Genomic DNA, 26,485 nt, shown 5'->3' on the forward strand with positions numbered 1-26,485 from the left:
GCCACCCTCACCTCGGCGGACCAGGTACGGGCCGCTGACGGCCGACCCGATCAGCCACGAACTCCCGGAACGCGGTCGAGGGCGTTCAGCCGGTCGGTGGCACCACCAGTTCTCTGGGCACCGCGCGAAGGTCGGCGACGCCGCACAGGGTGAGGGCGTTGACCAGCTCCGCCCGCAGCAGGGACAGCACCTTGGTCACGCCTTCCGCGCCGGCCACCGACAGGCCCCACATCACCGGCCGCCCGATGGCCACCGCCTGGGCCCCGTACGCCAGCGCCTTGACGATGTCGGTGCCGCGCCGTACCCCGCCGTCGAGCAGCAGGGGCACCTGCCCGCGGACCGCGTCGGCGATCAGCGGCAGGCGGTCGATGGTGGGGGGCATGGTGTCGAGCTGGCGGCCGCCGTGGTTGGACACGATGACGGCGGCGGCGCCGTGCTCGACCGCGAGGGCGGCGTCGGCGGGGTGCAGGATGCCCTTGAGCACGATCGGCAGCGAGGTGATCCCACGCAGCCACTCGATGTCCTTCCACGAGAAATCGGGAGAAAGCACGACCTGCCGTACGTCTCCGTCGCGGAGGTTGGCGCAGGACATGCCCGGCGGCAGGTCGTAGAAGTCGTGGCGGTCCTTCCGCTCGTTCCTGCCCAGGGCCGGCGAGTCGACGGTGACGACCAGCGCCTTGCACCCGGCCGCCTCGGCACGCCGTACGAGAGACTCGGTGTAGCCCAGGTCGGGCTGGAGGTAGAGCTGGAACCAGAGCGTCGCCCCGGAGGTGGCGACCTCCTCGACGGCGACCGTCGAGAGCATCGCCGCCACCATGATCACGCCGGACGCGGCGGCGGCCCTGGCCGTCTCCAGCTCGCCGGCCGGATGCGCGAGCCGGTGGAAGGCGGTCGGCGCCAGCAGCACGGGCATCGACGCCTCCTGGCCGAGCACGGTGAGGCCGAGGTCGGGCTCGCCGACACCGCGCAGCACCCGCGGCACCAGCGACAGCCGTCTGAACGCGGCCTCGTTGGCCTGGACCGTGATCTCGTCCTGGGCTCCGCTCGCGAAGTAGTCGTAGTAGACCGGGTCGAGCTTTTCGCGCGCCACGTCCTGGAAGTCGCGCAGGTTGAAAAGGTTCAATCCATCTCCTCGGAGAGGGGGTTCCGCCGTGCCGGTAGTACGGTCGGGAGGCCCGTCGCGGATTGCGGTTCCGGCCCGCACACCGTCTTCGTCTGGGCGAGAATTACGTCAGTGCTTCCTTCTCGTCGCTCTGAGTAATACGGTTGACGCACCGCGGAGAGATTCGCGGGACTTGGCGCATGTATCGCAGGGATTCTGGGTACTGCACCAATTCATTGCACTATGCAATGATGAACCCCGGGTGAAATGTCACACTTTGGAGGGCGGAGACGTGCAGGCCGGCTTCTCCTGGATCATTACCCCACACGGCGGTGCAGCGGTTCTCAGCCTGTCGGGTGAGCTCGACCTCGCCACAGCGGCGGAGGTTCGCCACTGCATGGCGGAGGCCATCGCGAGCACCGTGCCACCGAGGGTCGTCGTCGACCTCAAGGGCGTCGCCTTCTGCGACTCCTCCGGCCTCAGCGAGCTGCTGGCGGCGCTGGGCGGAGCAGAGGCCGCGGGCGGCGCCCTCGTCCTGTGCGAGGTGCACCCGCGGATCAAGCGGGTGCTCAACGTCACCGGACTCAACAGGCGGTTCCAGACCTACGACACTGTTCACGAAGCGGTCGCGGCCCTGCCCCAGCCGGTCGTCAGCTAGATCGGTCGTCGGGCCAGCCGAACGGGTTCAGGCCGTTCCCCGCCGGCTCGCCACCGGCCTCGTTGAAGGCGTTCATCGCCGCGACCAGCGTGCGGCACTGCTCGGGGGACATGCGCGCGACGATCATGCCGATCTCCTGCCTGCGCCGGGCGGTCACCTCGTCCACGATCCGCCGGCCCTCCTCGGTCAGGCGGATCAGGCTCTCCCGGCGGTTGTCCGGGTTGACCTCCCGCACGAGCAGGCCGGCCGCGGCGAGCCGGCCGGCCATCCGCATGGCCGTCGAGGAGTTGACGTTGAGCACGTCGGCCAGCGTGACGAGCTTGGTCTCGCCATGCCTGCCCAGCACCACCAGCATCCTGAACTGCGGCAGCGTGACCCGGTCCTCGACCGCGGCCAGGGAACGGGCGGCGATGCCGACGAGCATCCGAGTCCCCGTCAGGACGGCCGAAATGACCGCCGATAGGTCGTTCGCCTGTTCTGGCATACGCACTGTTCTACACGCTCGGTCACCTCAGCGCGGGCTCCACCTTGGCACGGCGGCGGAAAGTGTGCCGCCTGCCGTCCGCCCGGAAGGCCGCCGACGCGGTAACCCGCCTGACCCCGCCGACCGGGAAGACGGCGCTGCACTCCTCCCCCGGCAGCAGCGTCGCCACCGCGTCCGGCGCCGTCAGCCTGCGTCCCTGGGCCAGGTCCAGGCCCAGCCTGACCCGCCGCCACGGCACCGCCGACCCGTTGACCAGCGTCACCGTGACCTGATCCGCCGCACCCAGCACCTTCAGCCCGTACGGCCTGCGCGGGTCGGGGCCGATCGACCGGTCGAGCAGCGTCATCAACCTCGTGGCCAGCTCCGGCCTGCGCCGCGCCAGGTCGCGCTGCTCTCCCAGGTCGGTGGCCAGGTCGTACAGCTCGATCCGCCCTTCGGGGCCGGCGCCCGCGATGCCGGGCGCGAACCTGATCGCCTTCCACCGGCCCCGCCGGATCGCCTGGGCCTTGCGCGGCCGGTTCCACACCAGGTGATCGTGCCGGGGCGCGGAGCGGCCGTTCAGCAGCCTGCGGAACGACAGGCCGTCGATCCGGTCCGGCACCGGGATCTCCGCCAGGTCGGCGAGGGTCGGCAGGATGTCGTAGAGCGCCACCGGCTGGCTCTCCACGCGGGAGCGCAGCTTCGGCGACCACGCGATCAGCGGCACCCGGATGCCGCCTTCGTACAGGTCGCGTTTGTCCGCGCGTAAGGGGCCGTTGGAGTCGAACAGCCAGGGCGTCACGCCCTTCTCCCGGTGCGGCCCGTTGTCGCTGGTGAACAGCACGAGCGTGTCCTGGACGACGTCCGCCTCGCGCAGCGCCCGCACGATCTTGGCCACGTCGGTGTCCAGCCGGGTGACCTGCGCGGCGTGCCCGCGGTTCGCCCGGGTCCAGGGCTCGCGGGCGTACCGGCCGGCGCCGCCGGGGACCACGCTGGGCGCGTGCGGCAGGTTGCTCGCGTAGTAGAGCAGGAAGGGCCGGTCGGACGGCTGCTTGATGAAGTCGATGGCCCGTTCCAGGAACAGGTCGGGCGCGTACGCTTCCCGGGCGAGCGGCACTCGGGTGCTGTTGTGCCAGAGATACTCGGGAAAATACTGATGAGCATGGCGATGACCGATATATCCGAAGAAATCGTCGAATCCGCGCTCGTTGGGGTGCGAAGGCTGCCCCGCCTTCTCCGGTCCGAAGCCCCACTTGCCGATGCAGGCGGTGCGGTATCCGGCCAGTTGCAGCAGCTCCCCGAAGGTCAGGTCGGCCTCGGTCAGCGAGCGCTGCGTCTTGCCCTCGGGGTTCTCGCGCACCGTCGCGTGCCCGGCGTGCAACCCGGTCAGCATCGAGCACCGGGACGGCGCGCAGAGCGGCGCCCCCGAGTAGGCGGCCTCGAACCGCACCCCCTCGGCGGCCAGCTCGTCCAGGTTGGGGGTGGCGATCATCCGCTGCCCCTGGCTGCCGATCTCGCCCCACCCCAGGTCGTCGGCCAGAATGATGACGAAGTTGGGCCGCGTGGGGAACGCGGCGGCCTGGGCCGGTGCGGCCGCGGACGGCAGGGTCATTCCCGCGAGGGCGCCCGTCAAGAGGGCACGGCGCGAGGGCGCGTCGATCATGCAGGACACCTTCAGGGCAACGGGAGATCGGCAGGGGAACCACCGGGAAACGGCAGGCGAACACTGCCGGAGTCATGCTGACTCAGCGGTAGTCCCACAGCCCGCAGATCTCCCTGAGCTCGGGAGGCAACTCGTCGCCTGACGGCAGCGGGCGGCCAGCGACGACCGTACCGCTCCGGATCTTGTCGCGCCAGTCACCTACGCCTTTGACGAAACCTCCATGGTCCTGCTCGCCGTAGTTCAGCATCGACGGCTCCCACCCGACGTCCAGGAACGCGCACAACCGCCGCAACTCGGCCTCCGGCTCGGCCACCAGGTTCTCGTACCTGATGGTCGCCCCCGGCAGGTGCGTGCGTGCTTCCTGGAGGTACGTCATATAGCTGAGCGTGCGCGGCACCGCCTCCTCCATCGGCCGTTTGCCCGGGTCGGCCTCGTGCCACGACTGCACGATCGACATCGGATGCCGCAGCAGGAAGATGAAGCGCGCGTCCGGCCAGCAGGTGGCCAGCCGCCGCCAGGCGAACACGTTGCTCGGCGTCTTCTCCACCAGCACCGGCTTGCCGCTGCGGGACAGCTCCCGGTGCAACATCCGGTCCCACACCAGGTGCTCGAGGTCGCTGTGGGTGTGGCCGAGCAACTCCATGGCCTGCCGTACGGGATCCGTCGGCAGGCCCACGGTCATCCGGCGGAAGTGCGTCTCGATCGGCGAGTGGATCAGGGAGTGGGTGTTCAGCATGACGCGCAGCAGCGTCGAGCCCGAACGCACCGAGGAGAGCAGGAAGACCGGCGCGCGCAGCAGCCGGTCGTGAACCGGATCCACCGGCGGACGCACCTCGTCACCGGGAAGCCGCACGAGCTCGGGCGCCGGCTTCGGCGGAGCGGGCTTGGGCGGAGCCTTCGTCACCCGGCCCGCCCGCGTCAGCGTGTAGCCGGTCAGTCCCTCTAGCGTCGCGTTGGCCTTGTACTTCCAGCTCATGCCCCGCAAACCTAGGCTTCACCGGTGAACCCCCGGTAAACCCGCGCTGTGAAACCCCCACGACCCCGCTACTTGATCCAGCGGACAGACTGCCCTGTCAGACGCGAGATGGTCTCGAAGTCACCGTCGGCGTGCAGGACGGTGAGCTTGTGGTGCCGCGCTGTCACCGCCACGAGCAGATCCACCGGGGAGGCGCACTGGTGCCAACCCTTGTCCGCGAGTTCGCGCTGCAGATCAGCGGTTTCGTGCCAGGTCGAATCTGGGATCGCATAGTACGGAAAGGTTTCCTGAAGCAGGCTGGCCGCCTCATGAAAGTGGTAGATCTGGCCAATGACGAAGATCAGTAAAGAGCTCAGGGTCGCCGCGTACGCGGTCTGCATGGACGAGGGGAAGGTGCTGCTCGCTCGATGGGTCGGGCCTGAGGGGTCGCGCTGGACGCTTCCCGGTGGCGGGATCGACCACGCCGAGGACACCCTCGACGCGGCGGTGCGCGAGGTGGAGGAGGAGACCGGCTACGTCGTCGAGGTCGAGGCCCTGCTCGGCCTGCACACCGTCCGCCGCCACTTTCCTCGCGCCCCCGGCGTCGGGGCCGACTTCCACGGGCTCCGGGTCGTCTACGCGGCCCGGATCGTCGGCGGCGCGCTGCGGAACGAGGTCGGCGGCAGCACCGACCTGGCCGCGTGGGTGAGCCTCGACGAGATCGCCGACCTCGATCGGGTGGATCTGGTGGACGTCGGCCTGGAGCTCCACCGCCTCCGGCCTCGCGACGGAAAGCTGCCGAACGGGTGAAATAACCCGGCCGCCGAGATGGTTGCACCCGCATACAAGTACGTTTCGGGTCCCCTTGTGAAAGGCGTCTTCATGGCTCTCCCCCTCTCCATTCTCGATCTGGCGCACATCGGCGAGGGCGAGACGGTGGGCGACAGTCTGGCCGCCAGCGTCACCCTGGCCCAGCGCGCCGAAGGCTGGGGATTCGAGCGGATCTGGTACGCCGAGCACCACAACATGTCGTCGATCGCGTCCTCGGCGACCAGCGTCCTCATCGCGCACGTGGCCGCGCACACCCAGTCGATCCGGCTCGGCGCCGGCGGCGTGATGCTGCCCAACCACGCCCCGCTGACCATCGCCGAGCAGTACGGCACCCTCGAAACGCTGCATCCGGGACGCATCGACCTCGGTCTCGGCCGGGCGCCGGGCAGCGACCAGCAGACCATGCGCGCCATGCGCCGCAACCCGGCCTCCGCCGACACCTTCCCGCAGGACGTGCTGGAGCTGCAGGGCTACCTCACGGGCGAGTCCCGGATCCCGGGCGTCGACGCGACCCCCGGCAAGGGCACCAATGTGCCGCTCTACATCCTCGGCTCCTCGCTGTTCGGGGCCCAGCTCGCCGCCATGCTTGGGCTCCCGTACGCCTTCGCCTCGCACTTCGCGCCGAACGCGCTGGAGGAGGCCGTCGCGCTCTACCGGCGCGACTTCAAGCCGTCGGCGCAGCTGGACCGTCCGTACGTGATCGCCGGCGTGAACGTCATCGCGGCGGACACCAAGGACGCGGCGGAGGAGCAGTTCCTGGCCGCGAAGCGGTCCAGGGTCGGTCTGTTCGTCGGCCGGGGCCGGAAGTTCACGCCGGAGGAGGCGGACGAGATCCTGCGTTCCCCGGCTGGGCAGCAGATCGTGCAGATGACCAAATACTCCGCCATCGGCACCCCCACCGTGGTGAAGGACTACCTGGACGACTTCGCCAAGCACGCCCAGGCCGACGAGCTGATCGTCGCCTCCCCGGCCACCGACAGGCAGGCCTGGCTGCGCTCCTTCGAACTGCTGGCCGGCGTCCGCGGCCTCATCCCCGCCTGACGGCCGGACCGTCCGAGCTCCCCTTACGCGCTTCGGCGAGGAGCTCGACCAGGTCGGCCACGAGCCGCGGGGCGGCGGCGATGGTCGCCCCGGCGGTCATCGTGTGCGGACTGCCGTCGACGTCCACCACCGCGGCTCCCGCCTCCCGGGCGATGAGGACTCCCGCGGCGGTGTCCCAGGGATTGTTGCCGAGCATGACGAGGGCGTCGGTCCTCCCCTGGGCCACCCACGCGAGGTCGATCGCGGCCGACCCGAACATCCGCACGCGCTGAACCCGGGCGGCGAGCTCCTGAGTGAGAGCCAGCCTCGGCCGGTTGAGCTCAGCGGCGTTCTCGCCCACCGCGTAGTCACCGATGGAGACGATGGCGGCGCCGAGCTCACACGTGTCGCTCGCCCGGATCTCCACCCCGTTGGCGCGAGCGCCTCCGCCCTCGGCAGCGGTGTAGCGGGTGGCCAGAAAAGGCAACTCGATGACCCCCAGAACCGAGGCGTCCCCGTCGATCAGCCCCAGCGAAACCCCGCACAGCGGCAGACCGTGCAGGAAGTTGGCGGTGCCGTCGACCGGATCGAGCGCCCACATCAGGCCGTCACCCGCATGCGTGACACCTTCCTCCTCGCCGAGAAACCCGATCTGGGGTGTCTCACGAGACAGAAATTCTCGTACGGCATGCTCGACGGCGTAGTCCACCTCCGTCGCCATGTCCCGATCGCCTTTGGCCGTGACCACACCAGGAGCCCTGGTCCGGACGATCTCACCGGCCAGGGTGACGGCCTGCTCGGCGATCGGCAGAAGAGTCCGGAAATCGCTGGTCATACGGGTCTGCTCCGCTCCCAGATCGAGGTGAACACCTGGTCGAAGACGGGAAATAGCCCGTCAGAGGCAGTGTTCTCAGTGATCACCAGCGTAGGCGAGTCGACTCCGCGCGCCTCAGGCAGATAAGGCTGCACAACGCACAGCCCGCGATCGACGATCAGGAGGTTGAACCGGATCGTCTCGTCATAGACCCGCAACTCAAGGCGCTGCGCGGACTCGGCGGCCAGTCGGGCCCGCAATCTGGTCAGCATGCTGATGTTGAGCGTGGTCAATGTGGTCAGTGTCCGGTCTTCGTAGCCCTCTTCCGCTTCACGAGCCTGGATGGCATCACCGTGCGGATCGAGGAACAGACACCTGATCCTCGTGCCAGCGTCCAGGAGGCGTTTGAGCTGATGGTCGGGATAGCCCTGGCAGATGACATTTAGCGACAATCCTGCCGCCCTAATATCGTGGGCCCTGTCGAACAACATCGATGCCGGATAGGCAGAGGAGAAAGCCGCGCGACTACTGAACACGGCGGACACATCGGCCATCTGCGGTGCGATGCACATCGCCTGGCCAGCGCCTCGGTGCGACTCCGACCCGCCTACGAGCCGACTCACTTCAGCGCCATCCGCCGAGAACAACTCATAGGCGGATCTGCCAGGAAACATTGCCTCCAGGACGCAGCAGTGATCGGAGTAGGGCAGCCCTTTGAGTTCGCCGGCGAGCCAGCGGTGAAGCTGGGCCCGGCTAGGCCAACCCCCTCGCAGCGACGGATCCACTTTTACAGCCGCCTTGTCGTACTCCCTGCAAAATGTCCCGTACGTCTGCCAGTGACGTTGCTTCAACAGCCTTTTCAGAAGGATCTGCCGGTCAGTCATGATCCGCGCCTGAGCTCGGGGGCTTTACCAGCAAGATTAGCGACAGAGAGGTGACAAAGAGAGACGGATAGCTCACAGACGGTACGCATGAGAAGTCGAGACGCGACAGGCCATCAAGCCATCCTCACTACATGACAGCGCGATACGTCCCTCGCTCGGGGAAACGCCTGACGGCGCCTGCTCGGTCCTGCGCGAACCCAGCCAAGCTTCCCATAGTGGCCGGAGGTGAGCTCGGATGATCCTGGACTCGGTGGATCTTGAGCTGACGGGCCGGTGCCAGCTTCAGTGCCTGCACTGCTATGCCAGTTCAGGACCAGAGGGCAACCACGGGACGATGGACACGGCAAGCTGGTCGGGCGTCATCGACCAGGCAGCCGCACTCGGCGCACGCCGCGTTCAGTTCATCGGCGGAGAGGCCACCACGTATCCAGGGTTCGAGCCGCTCCTGCGCCAGGCGGTGAGCACCGGACTGGCCGTGGAGGTGTTCTCCAACCTGCTGCATGTCCGCGAAGCCTGGTGGGAGTTGTTCGCCCTACCTGGGGTGAAGCTGGCCACCAGTTACTACAGCGACCAGGCAGACGAGCATGACGCGGTGACCGCACGGGGCGGCAGCCACACGCGCACACGAGCGAACATCATCGAAGCGGTCCGGCGAGGCATTCCCATTCGGGCCGCCATCGTCGAGGTGGTGGACGGTCAGCGAGTCGAACGCGCTCGCGAAGAGCTCCACGCGCTCGGAGTGCGTACGGTCGGCGTCGACTGGGTCCGGGGAGTCGGCCGTGGTGCCACGGCTCCTCCACAGGTCTCCCAGCTCTGCGGCCGGTGCGGGCAGGGCAAGGCGGCGGTCGGCCCCAATGGGGACGTGTGGCCTTGCGTCATCGCGCGATGGATGCGGGCGGGCAATGTCCAGCGGACGCCGCTCGCCGAGATCATCGCCGGGAACAGGTGGCGCACTCTAGTGTCGACCGTCCCTGCCCCTCGCCATCGCAAGGTATGCAATCCTGACTGCAAGCCCAGCCAGAGTGACGGGTCGGACTGCGCCCCCGCCGAGACGGAAGCCTGCGATCCGTCCTACTGCGAGCCCGATGGCTGAATGAGGTTCGGACACATGATGTGGCGAGATCATGCCGCACGGTTGGCCGCCGGGGTGACCGCGCATGGGTCACGCTGGCGGCAGGCTGTCGCGGCTGTTCCCCGGCACCTGTTCGTGCCTCGTTGGTGGGACACGCCCGCGGGTGCGGCGTTCGGCACTTGGGAGGCGCACGACGGTCCTGCCGATGAGGCGGGCTGGATGGAGGCCGCCTACAGCGATCAGACTCTGGTCACTCAGGTAGCGGGTGTTCATGCCGATCAGGCACGAACGGGCGATGTCGCGTCGGGACGGCCCACGTCGTCGTCAACGCTGCCCAGCCTCGTGGTCCGCATGCTGCGGCACGGGGACATCTACGAGGGCGCCGACGTGCTGGACGTCGCGACGGGTTCGGGGTACAGCGCGGCGTTGCTGGCTCACCTGCTCGGCGATCATCGAGTGACCAGCATCGACGTCGACCCGTACCTCGTCGACGCGGCCACACGGCGACTGGACGCGATCGGCTTCCATCCTCAGGTCCTCGCCTGCGATGCCACCGGGCCGCTACCTGGCCGGTATGACCGGATCGTGTCCATGGTGTCGGTGAAGCCGATCCCGGCGAGCTGGTTGTCGGCATTGAAGCCGGGCGGACGCCTGGTGACCGTCCTGGCCAACACCTCGCTCATCCTGACTGCCACCAAGACGGAGGACGGCGGCGCGACCGGGCGAATAGAGCCTGACTGGGCGATGTTCATGCCGGTACGGTCTGCGGGCGACTATCCGCCGCGCCTGAACAAGCTCTTCGACGAGGTACGCGAGCAAACCGGGGAATCCACGGCACGAGGCAGGTATCCGATCGTTGATGTGGCGAGCGCGTGGGAGTTGCAATCGATGCTGGAAGTCGTCGCCCCAGGAATCGAGAACCGTTTCGATGACCTACCGGACGGCAGCCGCGTGGCGTGGATGCTGCATGCCGACGGCTCCTGGGCGCGTGCCGTCGCCCAGGGTTCAGAGCTTCCGATCGTGCACCAGGGAGGCCCCCGGCGACTCTGGGATGTTCTCGACGACATCCGCGAATACTGGCTCACCACTGGCGCGCTGCCTCTCCGTGGTGCGCAGGTGTTCGTTCTGCCGGACGGGGTCATCCGGCTGTGGCGTGCCGGATGGAAGAAGGTCATCCGCTGAGACGGACGAGCGCCGCTGACCCACGCCGGCCACGCGGCACCATGATGACGTGTGCGCGCTGGCCGGGTCCCCGCCCTGGCTTTGGCCTCAGGTCGTAAGGAGTACCGGCCGCTCCGGGATATCACCTTCCGGCGAGTCAGGCGCGAGGCCGACGCTACCGCGTGCCACCGATGGCCCTGTCCTGACGTTCACCCCGGGCGAATGGAACGCGTTCATCGAAGGCGTCAAGGACGGCGAGTTCGACTGACGGGCAGGCCGGGTGCCCGCTACTTTCACCTGACGCATCGTCTCGGCGACGAGAGTGTCACCAGTATCCGGCGCTCGAAGGCAGGCCACGTCCCAGCTTGTCGGGCATCAACTGGCTGCGGCGCCGTTCCCACCGTGCTCGATCAGGTACTGCTCTTCTAGATCCGCTGCGACATCACCTTCGGCCTCGGAAAGACCGATAGACCAGGGAATCGGACATGGCGGACGATGATCAGGATCAGGGCACAGCAGGCGTTGCACCCTCTCCTCAACGTCCCGTGCCTGCTCTGGGGTCGCGTACATCTCTACGCGCAGCTCCCACCGCACTCGATCTCCGTCCACGAACTTCCATTCTCTCGCGCACAGTCACAAAGGCCTCGACGTTAGCATGACGCTAGGAGGCCGCCTATCTGCGGTGGGTTTCCTGGGGCGGTCCGGGCCGCGACCGGTTCGGCATGACCGTCACACCCGGCGGGCAGCACATCTGGCTGGACTCTCGGGTGCGTCAGGTCCGCCGTTGGGTGTGGGGGAAAAGGCCGCTGTAGGCGTTCAAGGCCGGTTGGCCGCCCAGGTGGGCGTACAGGACCGTTGCGTCGTGGGGGATCTCGCCGCTGGTGATGAGGTCGATCAGGCCGGCCATCGACTTGCCCTCGTAGACCGGGTCGATGATCATGCCCTCCAGCTCGCCGGTGAGCCGGATCGCGTCCAGGGTCGACTGCACGGGGATGCCGTACAGGTCGCCGGCCCAGCCGTCCAGGATGGTGACCTCGTCGTCGCGCAGGGGGCGGTCGACGCCGATGAGCTCGGCCGTGGCCGTCGCGATCCGGGTGACCTGGTCGCGGGTCTCCGCCAGTTTCGCGCTGGCGTCGATGCCGATCACCCGGCGGGGCCGGCCGCCAGCCTCCTCCAGCGCGGCGAATCCGGCGATCATGCCGGCCTGGGTCGAGCCGGTGACCGCGCAGACCACGATGGTGTCGAAGAAGACGCCCAGCTCGCGTTCCTGCTGAGCCACCTCGTACGCCCAGTTCGCGAAGCCGAGCCCGCCGAGCCGGTGGTCGGAGGCGCCCGCCGGGATCGCGTACGGCGTGCCGCCACGCGCCCGCACATCCTCGATCGCCCGGTTCCACGAGTCCTTGAAGCCGATGCCGAAGCCGGCCGGGTCGAGCCGGACCTCGGCGCCCATGATCCGGCTGAGCATGATGTTGCCGACCCGGTCGTTGACGCAGTCCGGCCAGTCGACCCAGTTCTCCTGCACCAGCACCGCCTTCAGGCCCAGCGACGCGGCGACGGCGGCGACCTGGCGGGTGTGGTTGGACTGGTAGCCGCCGATCGACACCAGCGTGTCGGCGCCCTGGGCGAGCGCGTCGGGGACGATGTACTCGAGTTTGCGGGTCTTGTTGCCGCCGTACGCGAGCCCTGAGTTGCAGTCCTCACGCTTGGCCCAGACGGACGCGCCGCCGAGGTGCGCGGTGAGTCGCGGCAGGGGGTGGACGGGGCTCGGCCCGAAGGTCAGCGGGTGGCGGGGGAAGTCGGACAGCGTCATGGTCATTCCTCGGTGGCCGGGAGCGTGCGCCAGGTGTCGAAGGAGACGGCGGCCGCCTGTTCCTTGTCTCCGGCGGCGCAGAGCCGGATCAGGTCGTCGTGCCGGGCGAGGGACGCACGTCCGCCCAGCGACGAGAAGCGCAGCCGCTCGGCGCGTCGCACCACCGGCGTGAACTGGTCGAGGACCGAGGTCAGGGCCCGGTTGGCGGCCACCGCCACGGGGATGCCGTGCAGCTCGTCGTCGGCACGGAGGGCCGTTTCGACGTCGCCCTGCTCGATCGCCGCACGGAACCGGCGGTTGGCCTCGCGCATCGCGTCCAGGTGGGCTTCGGTGAGGCTGCCCACCGCCTCACGGACGGCGAGTTCGTGCATCGCCGCCACGACGTCGCGGGCTTCGCGGACGTCGCGTACGTTCAGCGAGCTCACCGTCGTGGAGCGGCCGGGCTGGGCGACGACCAGGCCGGCCTCCGCGAGACGCAGCAGCGCCTCGCGGACCGGCGTGCGGCTGACGCCGAGCCAGGCCGCCAGCTCGCCATCGCGCAACTGCTCGCCGGGGGCGAGACTGCCGTCGACGATGGCGTCGCGTAGGCGGTGGTAGACGTCGTCACGGAGGAGCCGCCGGTCGATGGCAGGCGCGTTCTGCGGGATGGGCATGCAATATATTGCCCACACTCAGCCCGCATCTGCAAGCTGACCTGCGATGGTTGACAGTCGCTAGCAATATATTGCATATTCCATCCAAGTCGTTCGCCGTCGAAAGGAAAGTCTGATGACCACTCCCACCGTCGTCCTCGTCCATGGCGCCTTCGCCGAGTCCGCGAGCTGGAACGGGGTGGTGGCCGACCTCAAGCGCCGCGGGTACCCGGTCATCGCCATCGCCAACCCGCTGCGCGGCCTTCGGGAGGACGCCGCGTACCTGCGCAGCCTGCTCGACAGCCTGACCGGTCCGATCGTGATCGCCGGCCACTCCTACGGCGGCTCGGTGCTGAGCGAGGCCGCCGACGGCGTTCCCGGCGTCAAGGCGCTGGTCTACATCGCCAGCTTCCACCTCGAGGTCGGCGAGAGCACCGGTGAGCTGGCGGCCAAGTTCCCGGGCGGCGAGCTCGGCCCCGCCCTCAACCCGGTGCCGTTCCCCGGGGGGACCGACCTCTACATCCAGCAGGACGAGTTCCGCCGGGTCTTCGCCGGTGACGTGGCGCCGGAGGTGGCCGAGCTGATGGCGGCCACGCAGCGGCCCATCACGGCATCCGCGCTGGAGGACAAGGCCACCAAGGCGGCCTGGAAGACCATCCCGTCGTGGACCATGATCACCCTTCAGGACCTCAACATCCCCGCCGAAGCCATGCGCTACATGGCCAAGAGGGCGGGGTCCACGACCGTCGAGATCGACGCCTCCCACGCCGTCACCGTCTCCCACCCGAACGCCGTCGCCGACCTCATCGACACCGCCGCCCGCGCCACCACCAGCTGACGTCGCCCGGGCCATCACCGGCTGACGCCGTCCGTGAGAGACCTCCGCATGCCTGCCACCCTCCCCGTCCTTCCGTAAGGAACCCCCGCATGCCTGCCACCACCCCTGTCCGTACCTTCGGAGGACCGACGGCCCTCTTCGAGTACGGCGGCCTGCGCTTCCTCGTCGACCCGACCTTCGACGCCCCCGGCGACTACCAGACGCCGGGTGGCCCGCTGGTCAAGACCGCTCCCTCCACCGCCTCCCCCACCGAGCTGGGCCACATCGACGTGGTCCTGCTGTCCCACGACGAGCACCCCGACAACCTCGACACCTCCGGCCGGGCCCTGCTCGCCGACATCCCTCTCACCCTCACCACCCCCGGCGGCGGACAACGCCTCGGAGGCGGGGCCCGGGGTCTGGCCGACTGGGAGTCGGTCCAGCTGGGCCGTCCGGACGGCGGCACCGTCACCGTCACCGGCGTGCCCGCCATCCACGGCCCCGGCCCGCGCGAGCTGGTCGAGGCGTTCCTCGGTCAGGTCGTCGGCTTCGTCCTGACCGGCGAAGGACTGCCCACCGTGTACGTCAGCGGCGACAACGCCTCCCTCGACCTGGTCAAGGAGATCGCCGCCCGCTTCGCGCCCGTGGACACCGCCATCCTCTTCGCCGGAGCCCCCCGCATCCCGGTCGTCTTCGACGGCGCGCCGATCGTCCTGGACAGCGCGCAGGCCGCCGAGGCCGCCAAGATCCTCGGCGCCCGCCGGGTGGTCCCGGTCCACTACGACAGCTGGGCGTACTTCACCGAGGGCCGCGACGAGCTGGTCGCCGCCTTCACCGCCGCGGGCCTGGCCGACCGCCTGGACCTCGGCAACCGAGCCTGACCGCCCCGCTCGCCCTGACCGCCATGACCGCGCTGCTCGCCCTGCTGGCCCTGGCCGCCCTGCTGGCCCTGACCGCGCTGCTCACGCCGTCCGCCATGATCCGCGGGGCATCATGGCGGACAGCTCGGAGCGGGACTCCCCCGTACGGATCGCGCCGGCCGGGGTGAGGCCCGCCCTACTCGGCCAGGTACCGGTGCCCGGCTGGTGGCGGGTGCTCGGGCCGCCGATGCTTGAGCGTCATGACGAGACGTACGAGGCGGCGACGGGCCGTCATGGCGGTCTTATTGGGCGCTCTCACGGCAGTGGGCACCGGCGTGCCGATGGCGAACGCCGATGCCGGTGACGACAGGTTCCACCGGCAGAAGGTGTCCTGGAGCTCCTGCGACGACGGAGATCTGCCGCTGGACTGCGCTCGGGTCACCGTCCCGGTCGACTGGGCACGCCCGACCGGCAGGACGATCGCGCTCAAGGTACGCCGGCACAGAGCGACCGGCACCCGCCAAGGATCGCTGCTGACGAACCCGGGCGGGCCCGGCGCGTCCGGGGTCAGGTACCTCCCCGAGGCGGCCCGGTCGTGGCGGGGCGCGGTGACCGCCGGCTTCGACCTGGTCAGCTGGGACCCGCGAGGCGTCGGCGAGTCGGCACCGCTGACCTGCCCGGACGGAGCGGACGCGGCGCTGCGGGCGGTGGACTCCTCGCCGGACACGCTCGCCGAACGGCTGACGCAGGAGGCCGCGATCAGGACCTGGGCGCGGCGGTGCCGTGCCACGTCGGGGCCGATCTTCGACCACGTCGACACCCTGAGCAACGTCCGGGATCTGGACGTGCTCCGGGCCGTTCTCGGCGAGGCGAAACTGTCGTTCCTCGGCACCTCCTACGGCACCCGGATCGGGATCTGGTACGCCGACACGTTCCCCACCCGGGTCGGGCGCATGGTGCTGGACTCGGCGGTCGATCCCGCGAGCGGCAACAAGGCGTTCCTGAACGGCCAGGCCATAGGCGTGGAACGAGCGCTCGACGACTACCTGGCCGGTTGCGCCGACCGGGCCGGCTGCCCGTTCAGCGACCTCGGCCAGGCGCGCGGCCGGGCCGAGGCGGCGAAACTGCTCCGGGCGGCCGACTCGCGGCCGGTGGAACAGGGGGAGCTGGTAAGCATGACGGCCGCGCTGCTCCGCACACCCGGCTACTGGCCCGGTCTGGACGCCCAGCTCGCCCGGGTGCTGGCCGGCGACCACAGCGCGATCCAGCCCACCGGTGCCGTGGACGTCGCCAACGTGGCGATCAACTGCCAGGACCTGCCGGACCACCGCACCGCGCGACAGGTCCTCGCCGACGCCGAGCGGACGGCCCGTAGCCGGCCCGTGTTCGGGTACGAGTTCACCTCCGGCACGATGTGTCCCCAATGGCCGAACGGCGGGGTCGTCAAGCCCCGTCCGGTGACCGCCCGGGGCTCCGCGCCGATCCTCGTGGTCGGGACCACCCGCGACGCCGCGACGCCGTACGAATGGGCTCGATCAACGGCGCGGCACCTCGCCAACGGCCGGCTGCTGACCCGCGAGGGCAGCGGGCACGCCGCCTACGGCGACAACGGTTGCGTCACCGAAGCGGTGGACCGCTACCTGCTCGACGCCGTCCTGCCGCCGACCGGCACGGTCTGCGCCGGGTAGCCGCGCCAGGCCCTCCTCCATCGTGGCGATCACGATGCCCAGACTGCGGCTCGTTGATGGAGGGGGCCTGCACGGTGCCTCCGCCACGTGCCGGCCCTCCCTACGGAAACAGTGCATGTCATCAAGAATTACCCCATAGTTGCCCCGCACCTTGATTTCGGTCCGTACCATAATTGGCTGCGGTGATCACCGGTGAGAGTCTCCGGTGCGGATGCCGCAGGGAGTTTCACGTGCGAAAGATCGCAGTCACCACCCTCGCCGTCCTCGTCCCCCTCGCGGGAGCGGGAGCGGCGCCGGCCGCGGCCGAACCCCGACCCGACCGCTCCGAGGTCGTCGTCATCGGCCACCGCGGCTCCGCGGGCCACCGCCCCGAGCACACCCAGGGCGGCTACGAGCTGGCCGTGGCCATGGGCGCCGACTGGATCGAGCCCGACCTGGTGCCGACCAAGGACCACGTGCTGGTCGTACGGCACGAGAACGAGATCTCCGGCACCACCGACGTGTCGCTGCGCCCCGAGTTCGCGGCGCGCAAGACCACCAAGGTCATCGACGGGCGCAACGTGACCGGGTGGTTCACCGAGGACTTCACGCTGGCCGAGCTGAAGACGCTGCGGGCGGTCGAGCGGCTGCCCGCGATCCGCCAGCGCAACACCGTCTACAACGGCTACTACCAGGTGCTCACCTTCCAGGAGGTGCTCGACCTGGCCAAGAAGCTCCGCCACCGGTACGGCAGAGAGGTCGGCGTCTTTCCCGAGACCAAGCACCCCACCTACTTCAGGTCGATCGGGCTGCCCCTGGAGGAGCCGCTGATCGAGACCATCAAGCGCAACGGGCTCAACCGGCCCGGCAGTTCGGTGGTGGTCCAGTCGTTCGAGCCGTCCAGCCTCAAGCGCGTGGCCAAGGACCTGCGCGTGCCCCTGTGGCAGGCGCTGGGCACCAGCGGCCGGCCGTACGACCTGACGGCCGCCGGAGACCCGACGACCTACGCGGACATGATGAAGCCCGAAGGGCTCGCGAAGATCGCGGAGTACGCGAAGTGGATCGGGCCGGACAAGTCATCGGCGATCCCGCTGCAGCCGGACGGAAGCTGGGGTACCCCGACGACGCTGGTGTCCGACGCGCACAAGGCGGGGCTGAAGATCGGCTTGTACACCTTCCGCAGCGAGAACCAGTACCTGCCCGCGCAACTGCGCCGCGGCCAGATCACGACCGACCACGGTGACGCGCTGGCGGAGTACCGGGCGCACCTGGACCTGGGCGCGGACGCCTTCGTCACCGACTACCCCGACACCGCCGCCTTGGCGAGGAGCGAGCGGGGCAGGCCGCACGAGCACGTACAGCCGCAGCAGTTCGACAACGGCCTGCCGGAAGAGGGCCGGGAGTAGACGCCAGGGCCGCCTCCCCAGGGAGGCGGCCCTGTCCTCCGACACAGCCGAGGGTTTCCTCCTCGGCTGAGGGCCGGGACGTTCCGCGGACCTTCGGTAACGCGGATCGCCGCAAGTTGCGGCGGCAGGACCTGTCCTGTACGGTGACACGGTCTTATTGCCGTCACCTGAGGTGATCAGTTGAAGATCTGAGGCCGAGACGCCGCGCCCACTTCTGATGTGCGCATGCCCGACCTCAGTTGATCGTTCCTTCCTTCTTGACGTGCGATCTCTCTTCTCCGTGGCCTGCGCGCGCGCCGTCTCCACGTGTCCCGAAATTTCCTGACACGGTGATGGAGCCGCCTGAATGTCTTATTCCATTGTCTGCGATGCCCTCTCCTTCGAGTGGGCCGACGGGACGCCCGTCCTGACCGACCTCGACGTGGCCTTCGCCCCCGGCCGCACCGGCCTCATGGGGGTCAACGGCTCGGGCAAGTCCACCCTGCTCCGGCTCATCGCCGGGGAGCTGCGCCCCGCCTCGGGCTCGATCAGCGTGGCCGGCGAGATCGGCCACCTCCCCCAGAACCTGCCGCTGGCCACCGGCCGCACGGTCGCCGACCTGCTCGGCATCACCGAACGGCGCGCCGCGCTGCACGCGATCGAGAGCGGCGACGTCGCGGAGGAGCACTTCACCGTGCTCGGCGACGACTGGGACATCGAGGAGCGCTCCCGCGCCGAACTGGACCGGCTCGGCCTCGACCACGTCGGCCTGGACCGGACCGCCGGCACGCTGTCCGGCGGCGAGATCGTCATGGTCGGCCTGGCGGCCCTGCTCGTCCGCCGCCCCGACGTGCTGCTGCTCGACGAGCCGACGAACAACCTGGACCTGGAGGCCAGACGACGGCTGTACGCGGCCGTACGCTCCTGGACCGGGGTACTCGTGGTGGTCAGCCACGACCGCGCCCTGCTCGACCTGGTGGACCAGATCGCCGACCTGCGCGAGGGCGGCGTCCGGACGTTCGGCGGCAACCTGTCGGCGTACGAGGAGATGCTCGCGGCCGAGCAGGAGGCCGCGGAACGGACCGTCCGTACCGCCGAGAGCGACCTCAAGCGGCAGAAACGCGAGCTGGAGGAGGCCCGGATCAAGCTGGACCGCCGGGTCCGCTACGGCAACAAGATGTACGCGACCAAGCGCGAGCCGAAGATCATCATGCAGGAGCGGAAGCGGCAGGCGCAGGTGTCGGCGGGCAAGCACCGCAACCTGCACGCCGACCGGCTCGAACAGGCCCAGGAGCGGCTCACCGAGGCCGAACTGGCCATCCGCGACGACGCCGAGATCCGGGTGACCCTCCCGGAGACCGAGGTCCCCGCCGGACGCACCGTGCTCACCCTGTCGGGAATCCGGGACCTGTACGAGCTGCGCGGCGGTCCGGACGAGGAAGGCGAGCCGATCGAGGAGCTGACCCTGCGCGGCCCCGAACGGGTGGCACTGATCGGCCCGAACGGCTCCGGCAAGACGACCCTCCTCAAGGCGATAGCCGACTCGACGAACAACGACCCCACCGCCACCGACAATGCGGACCTCGCAGACGGCCCGATGACCGGCGCGGGAAGGATCACCACCCACGCACCTCTGCCACTGACCGGAGCCGAGCAGGTCGCCGTCGGCGTCCCCATGCGCTACCTGCCGCAACGCCTCGACCTGCTGGACGACTCACTGAGCGTCCTGGACAACGTGCGGCGATTCGCCCCTTCCACCCCCATCAACGAGGTACGGGCACGGCTGGCCCGCTTCCTCTTCCGAGGACCGAAGGTGGACCAGACGGCGGCCACGCTCTCCGGCGGGGAGCGTTTCCGCGCGGTGTTGGCGGCCCTCCTGTCAGCCGAGCCGCCACCCCAACTGCTGCTCCTGGACGAGCCCACGAACAACCTCGACATGGCGAGCGTCCGTCAACTGTCCCAGGCCCTGTCGGCGTACCAGGGCGCCCTGCTGGTGGTCAGCCACGACCTCCCCTTCCTGGCAACACTGGGGATCGCCCGCTGGCTGGCCATACACCAGGAAAGCTAACAGCCTCACCGTTCACCTGTCGCTCGCCTCGGGCGGCGGGAACCCCTCCAGAAGTCCCGGAGGAGTCCCCGCCGCACTCCGCAGACAGGGAATCCGCCTTGCCCGCGAATGCTCTCGAATCGACACAGGTGCTGATCAACTCACCGCAGGAGCCCTCAGCATGCCTCACGCATGGGCTGGAACTGAACGCTGAGACGGAGCTCCAGAGCTTCGGCAAGTCGCTCCAGCATGGGGATAGTGGGCATCGTTCCGCCTGCTTCGAACCTCGCAACCGCCGGCTGCTTGAGACCCGTACGCTCGGCCAACTCCGCCTGGGTCAGGCCGAGTTCTTCACGGCGCAAGCGTACGGCTTCGCCCAGCTCGAAGCGGATACGGGCCGCCTCGTAGGCAGCCCCGGCTCCAGGCCGACCCATGATTTCGGCACGCTTTTCGGACCACGCCTTGCGCTCACCCATGTCGCTCACCCTCATCCGCCGTATGAGCCTCAGCGATGCAGCGCCTCATGGCGCGCACAGCTCGCTCGATCTCGACCGTCTCCCGCATCCGCTGCTTACGGAACACCGTCAACAAAATGATCCGCCTTCCGGATGCGATCCAGTAACTGATGCGTACGGCCTCTCGGGAAAGATGGAATCGGAGCTCCCGCAGCTTGCCCTGCAACTGCCTTGTATAAGGCTCGTCGAGCAGGACGCCCCGCGCGGCCAGTAGATCGACATAGAAGGCCACCGTCTCCTGGTCTTCCAGGTTGAGTGTGTCGAACCACTCATCCACCTCCGGTTCCAGCTCTACCTCTCCCCAATTCATAACATGGACGTTATAGCGCGAGCAAGCGGCTAGTCATAGGAATGAGAATCATCCCCGATGATCTACTTTGTCTCCACGCCAAGAAGCAGAGGGGTGAGCCACGCGACCACTGGGTCCGCCGATCAAGGTTGCCCGGTGCCTGCGCGGAGGCGCAGGGGGCGCTGCCCGCCACAGGGCATAATCCTCGGGCGCGGAGCGCCCTCGCGGGCGAGGTCCGAGCCTGCTGGGGTTGGGGGAATCGGGGGCAGGATGATTGTGTGTCCGGAGAGACTATGAGGAGGTCAACGGTGACCCGACAGATTGTTTCCGTCGTGGGTGGCAAGGATGCCGCCAGTACGGGCACGTACGCGTCCATCAATCCCGCTCGCACCAGCGAGATCGTGGCCCAGGTGGGGCTGGCCGACGCCGGCACGTTCGCCGACGCGTGCCGTACCGCCAAGGACGCGCAGCGGGAGTGGGCCAAGGTTCCCGCGCCGGTGCGCGGGCGGGTGATCGCGTCGATCGGGCGGCTGGTCGAGGCCAACGCCGAGAGCCTGGCCCGGCTGGTGACGCGGGAGATCGGCAAGCCGTACGCCGAGGCGCTGGGTGAGGTGCGGGAGATCGTCGACACGTGCGACTTCTTCCTGGGTGAGGGGCGCAGGCTGTACGGCCAGACGGTGCCGTCGGAGATGCCGGACAAGAACCTGTTCACCTTCCGCAACCCGGTCGGGGTGGCGGCGGTGATCACTGCGGGCAACTTCCCGGTGGCGGTGCCGTCGTGGTACCTGGTGCCGGCGCTGTTGTGCGGCAACGCGGTGGTGTGGAAGCCCGCCGAGTACGCCGCGGCCTCGGCGCACGCCCTCTACCGGATCTTCGTGGCCGCCGGGCTGCCGGACGGGGTGCTCGACATCGTCTTCGCCGACGGGGCCCAGACGTTCGAGGGGCTGGAGCGGGCGCTCACCGAGGGCACCGTGCAGAAGATCGGCTTCACCGGCTCCAGCGAGGTGGGCAGCAAGATCGGCGAGCTGGCCGGCCGTCACCTGCAGGCGCCCTGCCTGGAGCTGGGCGGCAAGAATCCCATGGTGATCATGCCGGACGCGGAGCTCGATCTGGCGGTGGAGGGCGCGCTGTTCTCCGGTTTCGGCACCGCGGGTCAGCGGTGCACCAGCCTGGGCACGGTGATCGTGCACGAGAGCGTCCACCGGGAGTTCACCGAGCGCTTCGCCCGCGCCGTACAGCAGGCCGAGATCGGCGATCCGGAGCAGGATGTGCTGGCCGGGCCGCTGCTGGACCAGAAGTTCGCCGACCGTTACGAGGACTATCTGACCTGGATCCAGCCGCACCACCAGGTCATCTCCGGTCCGGTCGGCCGGATCACCGCGGACAGTCCGCGGCGCGACTTCACCGGGGCGGGCGGGCTCTACTATCACCCGGTCGTGGTGGACGGGGTCAAGGCGTCGGATCGGCTGTTCCTGGAGGAGACGTTCGGCCCGATCGTGGGCGTGACGACCTTCGCGTCGCTGGACGAGGCGATCGAGCTGGCCAACCTGCCCGGCTACGGCCTGTCGAGCAGCATCTACACCACCGACCCGAAGCACGCCTTCCGCTTCCGTGAGGGCATCTCGGCGGGCATGGTGAGCGTCAACAACTCCACGTCCGGCGCGGAGGCGCATCTGCCGTTCGGCGGCAACGGCAAGTCGGGCAACGGCAGCCGCCAGTCCGGCATGTGGGTGCTCGACCAGTTCACCCGCTGGCAGTCGATGAACTGGGACCACTCGGGCCGCCTGCAGAAGGCTCAGATGGATGTTGCGGACATCAGCCCTGATATGGGCTTCCGCATCTGAGTTCTCTTATATCGAGAGTGAATAAAGCCACCCTGCCGGCGAGAAAAACCCTCCCGGCGGGGATGACCCATGTCACGATGACGACGCCTTGAGTTACAAAGAGAAGTCATCATGTGACACTCAGTGCTCAGTCGGCACGAGAAAACGCGGGCCCCATCGGGGGTGCCCGCGTTTTCTCACGTTGTCAGGTCAGACCTGGCCGACCTTCTCCAGAGCCGCGCAGCAGGTGTTGACCAGCAGGCGGGTGACCACGTACGGGTCGATGTTGGCGTTCGGGCGACGGTCCTCGATGTAGCCCTTCTTGTCCACCTCGACCTGCCACGGGATGCGGACCGAAGCGCCACGGTCGGAGACGCCGTAGCTGTACTTGTTCCACGGGGCGGTCTCGTGGGCGCCGGTCAGGCGGCTCTCGATGTCAGCGCCGTACTGCGAGACGTGCTCGACGGGCTTGTCGCCCTCGCCGAGCGCCTCGCAGGCGGTGATGATGGCGTCGTAGCCCTCACGCATGGCCTTGGTGGAGAAGTTGGTGTGCGCGCCGGCGCCGTTCCAGTCGCCGCGGGCGGGCTTGGCGTCGAGGGTGGCCTCCACGCCGTAGTCCTCAGCGGTGCGGTAGAGCAGCCAGCGGGCGATCCACAGGTGGTCGGAGACGTCGAGCGGGCTCGCCGGGCCGACCTGGAACTCCCACTGACCGGGCATGACCTCGGCGTTGATGCCGGAGATCGAGAGGCCGGCGGCCAGACAGCGGTCCAGGTGGATCTCCACGATCTCCCGGCCGAACACGGCCTCGGCGCCGACACCGCAGTAGTAGTGGCCCTGCGGGGCGGGGAAGCCGCCCTCGGGGAAGCCGAGCGGGCGGCTGCCCTTGAAGAAGGTGTACTCCTGCTCGATGCCGAACCACGACTCCTGGTCGGCGTACCTCTCGGCGATCGGGCGCAGCAGGGCGCGGGTGTTGCTCTTGTGCGGCGTGCCGTCGATCTCCTCGACCTCGCACAGGACCAGTACGCTGGTGCCACCGCGGATCGGGTCCGGGCAGGTCATCACGGGACGGAGCACTCGGTCCGACGCGTGGCCCTCGGCCTGGTTGGTGCTGGAGCCGTCGAAGCCCCACACCGGCGGCTCGACCCCGTCAGCCAGGATCTTGGTCTTCGAGCGCAGCAGAGCAGTGGGCTCGGTGCCGTCGATCCAGATGTACTCAGCCTTGTAGCTCACGGTGGTCCTTTCGAGGATTTTCTAAGCCACGCCGAGTCTTATGGATAGCCGTTTCCCGGATTTTGCCCGCATGTGAACGGCATGTTAAGCCGTCAGCCTTCTCGTACGGTTTCCCGCGACAAGGGTACGCACTCCCGTGCTCCGGTTCAGATGGCGCTCTCGCGCCGCCCGTTCCCGTCGTAGCCGAGCAGCCGCATCGCCGTGTCGGGGTCGAGTGCCGCCGCCAGGAGCTGGGCTCGGGCGTGCGCCTGGTCGCGTTCGCGTTCGGCCCTGAGCTGCTTGGCCCGTACGCCCTTCACCGCCACGGCCGCCAGCCCAGCGCCGACGATCACCGCCACGACCACGATGAACAGCACGAGCAGCAGCACCGGCAGGGCGACCCCCGGTCCGGCCCCGGTGCTCGTCGCGCTCGTCGCCGTGCCCGAGGCCGGACTGCCCGTCAGCGCGCCGGTGACCGCCAGCCCGACGAAGAGCGCCAGCACCACCAGGGTGAACGCGCCGGCCACCGCCACCCACAACCGCCTGCCGGGCGCGCCCGCCGGTGCCACGGGCGCGGGGCGAGGCTGGGAGACGTACGAGCCCGTCATCGGCACGAACTGCGGACGGGCGGTCACCACCTCGCCCGCCGCCGCGGGCCGCGGCAGCGCGCGTTCGACGCGGCCGTGCCGCTGCCGCGCGGTGGCGGCGTCGCGGTGGTAGTCCTCCAGCTCCCGGTAGAGCTCGTCGGCGGCGTAGCGGGCGCCGTCGACCAGCGGCCCGCGTGACCGTTCGATGATCGCCACCACGTCGTCGCCGGTCAGTGTCCGGTACGTCTCCAGCGCGTGCGCCACGCTGAGCACGTCCCTGCGGTGCCCCAGCAGAAGCCGCTCGGTCCGCTCCAGCAGCCGGGCCAGGGTGGCCTCGATCCGCTCCGCCGGCGGGCCGCCGCCATCACCCGGGCCGGGCGCGGCCGTGATCTCCAGCTCCCGCAGCGCGGGCAGCGAGGTGACGCCCGCCCCCATCCCCCAGGCCGTCTCCATGTGGGCGGTCAGCACGGTGGCCGCGTGCAGGTCGCCGGAGACGGCGGAGGAGCTGTCGCCGAAGAACATCCGCTCCCCCGCCAGCGCGGCGAGCGAGATCATGATGTCCTCCTCGACCTCCGACTTCCAGCGGAGGCCCTTGGGCTCGGCCGCACCGACCGGGCCCAGGTGGTCGGCGCCTTTCTCGATGGTGGCGAGGTCGATCTCGAGGTGGCGACGAGTCGCGTACGCCACCACCGCGTGGCAGGCCTCGTGCACCGCCAGGGTGTGCCGCTCGCGGTCGAGGTGTTCGGCGTCCCCGGGCGAGCCGAGCCGCTGGAACCGTCTGGCCCGCAGCACGTCGGGCCAAGCGATGGCCTCCCTGCCGTCGCGGAGTGCGCTGATCAGCGCCTCGTTCACCAGGTCCTTGATCGTGGCGCCTGTCGCGTACGGGGTGATGGTGGCGAGCTTGTCGATCTGCCGATCGGTGAGCTCGTGGCGGACCCGGTCGAAGTAGCCCCGGTAGGTGTGCGCCCGTCCGGCCGTGGACGGGTGGCCGACCTTGAGGACGCGGTCGATCCGGCCGGGCTTGAGCAGCGCCTCGTCCAGCGCGTCGGGCCGGTTCGTGGTCATCAGGAGGAGAACGCGGTGGTTCGGCGGCGGTTCGGGGCGCATCCCGAGCAGCCGCCGCACCGGCCGGTCGACGAGCCCGCGCCGCTCGCCGAGCGCGGACAACTCGGTGAGCAGCGCCCGCAGGGTGCCGTCGTCGCGGGCTTGCGGCTCCCGTACCTCGCGGCGGCCACGGAAGGCGAGCACCGACCGGGTCTCCTCCGGCAGGTAGGCGAGGCCGTGACAGGTGGACGAGCCGGACGAGCCGACTGAGCTGAATGAGCCGGACGCGCCGGACGAGCCGCGCCGCCCTTGCCGGGCCGGGCCGGCCCGGCGGCCGAGCGCGTCCGCCTCGTCGAAGAGGACGACCACCCCACCGTGTCGGAGTGCCAGCTTGCGCACCCTCCTGAACAGCGCCTTCATCTTGAGTACGCCCGTGAACGCGCCCGAGTCGACGACGACGTACGGCCTGCCCGTCTCACCCGCCACGGCCTCGGCCAGCAGCGTCTTGCCGGTGCCCGGCGGCCCCCACAGCAGCACGCCGCCGGACAGGTGGCCGCCGCGCCGCTCGATCTCGCCGGGCCGGTCCAGCCGGACGACACATTCCCGGAGCTGCTCCAGCACGTGGTCCTGGCCCCAGACGTCGGCGAAGCGAGTGGTGATGTCACCCGGACGGTAGGTCTCGACGCCACCCCGCGACAGGAACCGGGCCAGACCGGCGACCGCCAGGACGATCACGAGGACCGGGAGAACCACCGGCAGCCTCTCGGGCACCCTGAGCAGCGCGAAGAACGGGCTGGTGCCGAGCACCGCGCCGAGCGCCAGGGAGAGCGTGACGAGCCAGAACGCGATCTTCAGCGCCCGTGCGGCACGGAACCTGGTCCCGGCGGAGAAGCGCCGGCGCGACCACCGCGCGAACCCGCCGAAGACCCGCCCGCTCCAGAACCGGCGATAGCCGGACCACCGCTCGCCGATGAGGCCGTGCGCCTGCCGCAGCGCCTCGGCGCCGAGCAGCCAGAAGATCCACGGATGCGCCTCGGCGATCACCCGCAGCGCCTCCGGGTAGCTCATGATGCCCTCGAAGTCGGCCATCACCTGCCAGGTCAGCACGAGATAGACGACCGCCAGGCCGGCGAGAAGCCTGCTCCGGTCCCACAGCGGCATCCTCAGCGTCGTCACC

26 protein-coding genes are annotated in these 26,485 nt (G+C 69.3%); 13 read left to right on the top strand and 13 right to left on the bottom strand.

Translation table 11 applies throughout. The features are described from left to right. Positions 1 to 85: 85 nt before the first annotated feature. Positions 86 to 1,123, bottom strand: a complete 1,038-nt coding sequence (locus OHA68_RS41960; RefSeq protein WP_189144094.1) for an alpha-hydroxy acid oxidase — start codon at positions 1,121 to 1,123, stop codon at positions 86 to 88. A 256-nt stretch (positions 1,124 to 1,379) separates the two neighbouring features. On the opposite strand from OHA68_RS41960, the gene OHA68_RS41965 reads away from it, so the two are divergent. Next, positions 1,380 to 1,760 carry an STAS domain-containing protein gene (locus OHA68_RS41965; RefSeq protein ID WP_327105206.1) on the top strand — a complete coding sequence of 127 codons (381 nt, stop codon included), beginning with the start codon at positions 1,380 to 1,382 and terminating at the stop codon, positions 1,758 to 1,760. Here the strand turns inward: OHA68_RS41965 and OHA68_RS41970 are convergent. The 4 genes from OHA68_RS41970 to OHA68_RS41985 form a co-directional block, all read right to left on the bottom strand. Then, positions 1,753 to 2,244 carry a MarR family winged helix-turn-helix transcriptional regulator gene (locus tag OHA68_RS41970; protein WP_327105207.1) on the bottom strand — a complete coding sequence of 164 codons (492 nt, stop codon included), beginning with the start codon at positions 2,242 to 2,244 and terminating at the stop codon, positions 1,753 to 1,755. The two genes, OHA68_RS41965 and OHA68_RS41970, sit on opposite strands and share 8 nt — an antisense overlap. A gap of 22 nt (positions 2,245 to 2,266) precedes the next feature. Continuing rightward, positions 2,267 to 3,886, bottom strand: coding sequence for an arylsulfatase (locus tag OHA68_RS41975; RefSeq protein WP_327105208.1), 1,620 nt, complete (start codon positions 3,884 to 3,886; stop codon positions 2,267 to 2,269). Positions 3,887 to 3,968: 82 nt separating this feature from the next. Beyond that, the gene (locus OHA68_RS41980) at positions 3,969 to 4,862 is read right to left on the bottom strand and encodes a sulfotransferase family protein (protein ID WP_327105209.1); all 894 of its coding nucleotides are present in this window, start codon (positions 4,860 to 4,862) and stop codon (positions 3,969 to 3,971) included. Positions 4,863 to 4,930: 68 nt separating this feature from the next. Then, positions 4,931 to 5,242, bottom strand: coding sequence for a PIN domain-containing protein (locus OHA68_RS41985; protein WP_327105210.1), 312 nt, complete (start codon positions 5,240 to 5,242; stop codon positions 4,931 to 4,933). Here OHA68_RS41985 and OHA68_RS41990 point away from each other — a divergent pair. Together OHA68_RS41990 and OHA68_RS41995 are read left to right on the top strand one after the other, a co-directional pair. Then, on the top strand, positions 5,241 to 5,651 hold the full coding sequence (locus tag OHA68_RS41990; protein WP_327105211.1) for an NUDIX hydrolase: 411 nt from the start codon (positions 5,241 to 5,243) through the stop codon (positions 5,649 to 5,651). The two genes, OHA68_RS41985 and OHA68_RS41990, sit on opposite strands and share 2 nt — an antisense overlap. A gap of 72 nt (positions 5,652 to 5,723) precedes the next feature. Then, positions 5,724 to 6,713 carry an LLM class flavin-dependent oxidoreductase gene (locus OHA68_RS41995; protein WP_327105212.1) on the top strand — a complete coding sequence of 330 codons (990 nt, stop codon included), beginning with the start codon at positions 5,724 to 5,726 and terminating at the stop codon, positions 6,711 to 6,713. Here the strand turns inward: OHA68_RS41995 and OHA68_RS42000 are convergent. Together OHA68_RS42000 and OHA68_RS42005 are read right to left on the bottom strand one after the other, a co-directional pair. Continuing rightward, positions 6,700 to 7,527 carry an inositol monophosphatase family protein gene (locus OHA68_RS42000; RefSeq protein WP_327105213.1) on the bottom strand — a complete coding sequence of 276 codons (828 nt, stop codon included), beginning with the start codon at positions 7,525 to 7,527 and terminating at the stop codon, positions 6,700 to 6,702. The two genes, OHA68_RS41995 and OHA68_RS42000, sit on opposite strands and share 14 nt — an antisense overlap. Further along, complete coding sequence (locus OHA68_RS42005) at positions 7,524 to 8,390, bottom strand: DUF5919 domain-containing protein (RefSeq protein WP_327105214.1); 867 nt, start codon at positions 8,388 to 8,390, stop codon at positions 7,524 to 7,526. Before OHA68_RS42005 ends, OHA68_RS42000 begins: the two co-directional genes overlap by 4 nt. A 235-nt stretch (positions 8,391 to 8,625) precedes the next feature. On the opposite strand from OHA68_RS42005, the gene OHA68_RS42010 reads away from it, so the two are divergent. Genes OHA68_RS42010 through OHA68_RS42020 form a run of 3 tightly spaced genes read left to right on the top strand, consistent with a single transcriptional unit; the run spans position 8,626 to position 10,891 of the window. Beyond that, positions 8,626 to 9,483, top strand: a complete 858-nt coding sequence (locus tag OHA68_RS42010; RefSeq protein ID WP_327105215.1) for a radical SAM/SPASM domain-containing protein — start codon at positions 8,626 to 8,628, stop codon at positions 9,481 to 9,483. A 15-nt stretch (positions 9,484 to 9,498) separates the two neighbouring features. Continuing rightward, a complete protein-coding gene (locus tag OHA68_RS42015; protein WP_327105216.1) occupies positions 9,499 to 10,644 on the top strand; it encodes a methyltransferase domain-containing protein in 1,146 nt (381 codons plus the stop codon). A gap of 49 nt (positions 10,645 to 10,693) precedes the next feature. Continuing rightward, positions 10,694 to 10,891 carry a DUF397 domain-containing protein gene (locus OHA68_RS42020; protein ID WP_327105217.1) on the top strand — a complete coding sequence of 66 codons (198 nt, stop codon included), beginning with the start codon at positions 10,694 to 10,696 and terminating at the stop codon, positions 10,889 to 10,891. Between the two features lie 504 nt (positions 10,892 to 11,395). Here the strand turns inward: OHA68_RS42020 and OHA68_RS42025 are convergent. Both OHA68_RS42025 and OHA68_RS42030 read right to left on the bottom strand, forming a co-directional pair. Next, positions 11,396 to 12,433 carry a 1-aminocyclopropane-1-carboxylate deaminase gene (locus OHA68_RS42025; RefSeq protein WP_327105218.1) on the bottom strand — a complete coding sequence of 346 codons (1,038 nt, stop codon included), beginning with the start codon at positions 12,431 to 12,433 and terminating at the stop codon, positions 11,396 to 11,398. Between the two features lie 2 nt (positions 12,434 to 12,435). Continuing rightward, entirely contained in the window at positions 12,436 to 13,086 is a 651-nt protein-coding gene (locus tag OHA68_RS42030) for a GntR family transcriptional regulator (protein ID WP_327105219.1), read from the bottom strand. Positions 13,087 to 13,201: 115 nt separating this feature from the next. Between OHA68_RS42030 and OHA68_RS42035 the strand changes: the two genes are divergently transcribed. The 6 genes from OHA68_RS42035 (at position 13,202) to OHA68_RS42060 (ending at position 19,862) form a co-directional block, all read left to right on the top strand. Beyond that, a complete protein-coding gene (locus tag OHA68_RS42035; protein WP_327105220.1) occupies positions 13,202 to 13,903 on the top strand; it encodes an alpha/beta fold hydrolase in 702 nt (233 codons plus the stop codon). 89 nt (positions 13,904 to 13,992) lie between these two features. Next, on the top strand, positions 13,993 to 14,763 hold the full coding sequence (locus OHA68_RS42040; RefSeq protein ID WP_327105221.1) for an MBL fold metallo-hydrolase: 771 nt from the start codon (positions 13,993 to 13,995) through the stop codon (positions 14,761 to 14,763). Between the two features lie 23 nt (positions 14,764 to 14,786). Next, entirely contained in the window at positions 14,787 to 14,930 is a 144-nt protein-coding gene (locus tag OHA68_RS42045) for a hypothetical protein (protein ID WP_327105222.1), read from the top strand. 72 nt (positions 14,931 to 15,002) lie between these two features. Continuing rightward, positions 15,003 to 16,430, top strand: a complete 1,428-nt coding sequence (locus tag OHA68_RS42050) for an alpha/beta hydrolase (RefSeq protein ID WP_327105223.1) — start codon at positions 15,003 to 15,005, stop codon at positions 16,428 to 16,430. A gap of 230 nt (positions 16,431 to 16,660) precedes the next feature. Next, entirely contained in the window at positions 16,661 to 17,815 is a 1,155-nt protein-coding gene (locus OHA68_RS42055) for a glycerophosphodiester phosphodiesterase (RefSeq protein WP_327105224.1), read from the top strand. A 346-nt stretch (positions 17,816 to 18,161) separates the two neighbouring features. After that, a complete protein-coding gene (locus OHA68_RS42060) occupies positions 18,162 to 19,862 on the top strand; it encodes an ABC-F family ATP-binding cassette domain-containing protein (protein ID WP_327105225.1) in 1,701 nt (566 codons plus the stop codon). 155 nt (positions 19,863 to 20,017) lie between these two features. On the opposite strand, the gene OHA68_RS42065 is transcribed toward OHA68_RS42060, so the two are convergent. Next, a complete protein-coding gene (locus OHA68_RS42065) occupies positions 20,018 to 20,317 on the bottom strand; it encodes a helix-turn-helix domain-containing protein (RefSeq protein ID WP_327105226.1) in 300 nt (99 codons plus the stop codon). Beyond that, positions 20,310 to 20,666: a type II toxin-antitoxin system RelE/ParE family toxin gene (locus OHA68_RS42070; protein WP_327105227.1), complete on the bottom strand. Its 357-nt coding sequence runs from the start codon at positions 20,664 to 20,666 to the stop codon at positions 20,310 to 20,312. Before OHA68_RS42070 ends, OHA68_RS42065 begins: the two co-directional genes overlap by 8 nt. A 287-nt stretch (positions 20,667 to 20,953) precedes the next feature. Between OHA68_RS42070 and OHA68_RS42075 the strand changes: the two genes are divergently transcribed. Then, positions 20,954 to 22,489 (top strand): aldehyde dehydrogenase family protein, encoded by a 1,536-nt coding sequence (locus OHA68_RS42075; protein ID WP_327105228.1) that lies wholly within the window; start codon positions 20,954 to 20,956, stop codon positions 22,487 to 22,489. Positions 22,490 to 22,678: 189 nt separating this feature from the next. Here the strand turns inward: OHA68_RS42075 and glnII are convergent, their stop codons facing one another. Together glnII and OHA68_RS42085 are read right to left on the bottom strand one after the other, a co-directional pair. Next, complete coding sequence (gene glnII / locus OHA68_RS42080; protein WP_327105229.1) at positions 22,679 to 23,698, bottom strand: glutamine synthetase; 1,020 nt, start codon at positions 23,696 to 23,698, stop codon at positions 22,679 to 22,681. A gap of 146 nt (positions 23,699 to 23,844) precedes the next feature. Further along, positions 23,845 to 26,484 carry an AAA family ATPase gene (locus OHA68_RS42085; RefSeq protein WP_327105231.1) on the bottom strand — a complete coding sequence of 880 codons (2,640 nt, stop codon included), beginning with the start codon at positions 26,482 to 26,484 and terminating at the stop codon, positions 23,845 to 23,847. Position 26,485 lies beyond the last annotated feature (1 nt).

The sequence above is a fragment of the Nonomuraea glycinis genome (assembly GCF_035920485.1).
Taxonomy (GTDB): Bacteria; Actinomycetota; Actinomycetes; order Streptosporangiales; family Streptosporangiaceae; genus Nonomuraea; species Nonomuraea glycinis.

What these genes read in the sequence shown, in the direction of transcription:
- OHA68_RS41970 (WP_327105207.1), bottom strand. Translation starts at nt 2,244, where the DNA reads ATGCCAGAACAGGCGAACGACCTATCGGCGGTCATTTCGGCCGTCCTG.
- OHA68_RS42040 (WP_327105221.1), top strand. Translation starts at nt 13,993, where the DNA reads ATGCCTGCCACCACCCCTGTCCGTACCTTCGGAGGACCGACGGCCCTC.
- OHA68_RS42045 (WP_327105222.1), top strand. Translation starts at nt 14,787, where the DNA reads ATGACCGCGCTGCTCGCCCTGCTGGCCCTGGCCGCCCTGCTGGCCCTG.
- OHA68_RS42010 (WP_327105215.1), top strand. Translation starts at nt 8,626, where the DNA reads ATGATCCTGGACTCGGTGGATCTTGAGCTGACGGGCCGGTGCCAGCTT.
- OHA68_RS41990 (WP_327105211.1), top strand. Translation starts at nt 5,241, where the DNA reads ATGGACGAGGGGAAGGTGCTGCTCGCTCGATGGGTCGGGCCTGAGGGG.
- OHA68_RS42030 (WP_327105219.1), bottom strand. Translation starts at nt 13,086, where the DNA reads ATGCCCATCCCGCAGAACGCGCCTGCCATCGACCGGCGGCTCCTCCGT.
- OHA68_RS41985 (WP_327105210.1), bottom strand. Translation starts at nt 5,242, where the DNA reads ATGCAGACCGCGTACGCGGCGACCCTGAGCTCTTTACTGATCTTCGTC.
- OHA68_RS42050 (WP_327105223.1), top strand. Translation starts at nt 15,003, where the DNA reads ATGACGAGACGTACGAGGCGGCGACGGGCCGTCATGGCGGTCTTATTG.
- OHA68_RS42060 (WP_327105225.1), top strand. Translation starts at nt 18,162, where the DNA reads ATGTCTTATTCCATTGTCTGCGATGCCCTCTCCTTCGAGTGGGCCGAC.
- OHA68_RS42070 (WP_327105227.1), bottom strand. Translation starts at nt 20,666, where the DNA reads ATGAATTGGGGAGAGGTAGAGCTGGAACCGGAGGTGGATGAGTGGTTC.
- OHA68_RS42065 (WP_327105226.1), bottom strand. Translation starts at nt 20,317, where the DNA reads ATGGGTGAGCGCAAGGCGTGGTCCGAAAAGCGTGCCGAAATCATGGGT.
- OHA68_RS41975 (WP_327105208.1), bottom strand. Translation starts at nt 3,886, where the DNA reads ATGATCGACGCGCCCTCGCGCCGTGCCCTCTTGACGGGCGCCCTCGCG.
- OHA68_RS42015 (WP_327105216.1), top strand. Translation starts at nt 9,499, where the DNA reads ATGATGTGGCGAGATCATGCCGCACGGTTGGCCGCCGGGGTGACCGCG.
- OHA68_RS41980 (WP_327105209.1), bottom strand. Translation starts at nt 4,862, where the DNA reads ATGAGCTGGAAGTACAAGGCCAACGCGACGCTAGAGGGACTGACCGGC.
- OHA68_RS42005 (WP_327105214.1), bottom strand. Translation starts at nt 8,390, where the DNA reads ATGACTGACCGGCAGATCCTTCTGAAAAGGCTGTTGAAGCAACGTCAC.
- OHA68_RS41995 (WP_327105212.1), top strand. Translation starts at nt 5,724, where the DNA reads ATGGCTCTCCCCCTCTCCATTCTCGATCTGGCGCACATCGGCGAGGGC.
- OHA68_RS42000 (WP_327105213.1), bottom strand. Translation starts at nt 7,527, where the DNA reads ATGACCAGCGATTTCCGGACTCTTCTGCCGATCGCCGAGCAGGCCGTC.
- OHA68_RS42025 (WP_327105218.1), bottom strand. Translation starts at nt 12,433, where the DNA reads ATGACGCTGTCCGACTTCCCCCGCCACCCGCTGACCTTCGGGCCGAGC.
- OHA68_RS42035 (WP_327105220.1), top strand. Translation starts at nt 13,202, where the DNA reads ATGACCACTCCCACCGTCGTCCTCGTCCATGGCGCCTTCGCCGAGTCC.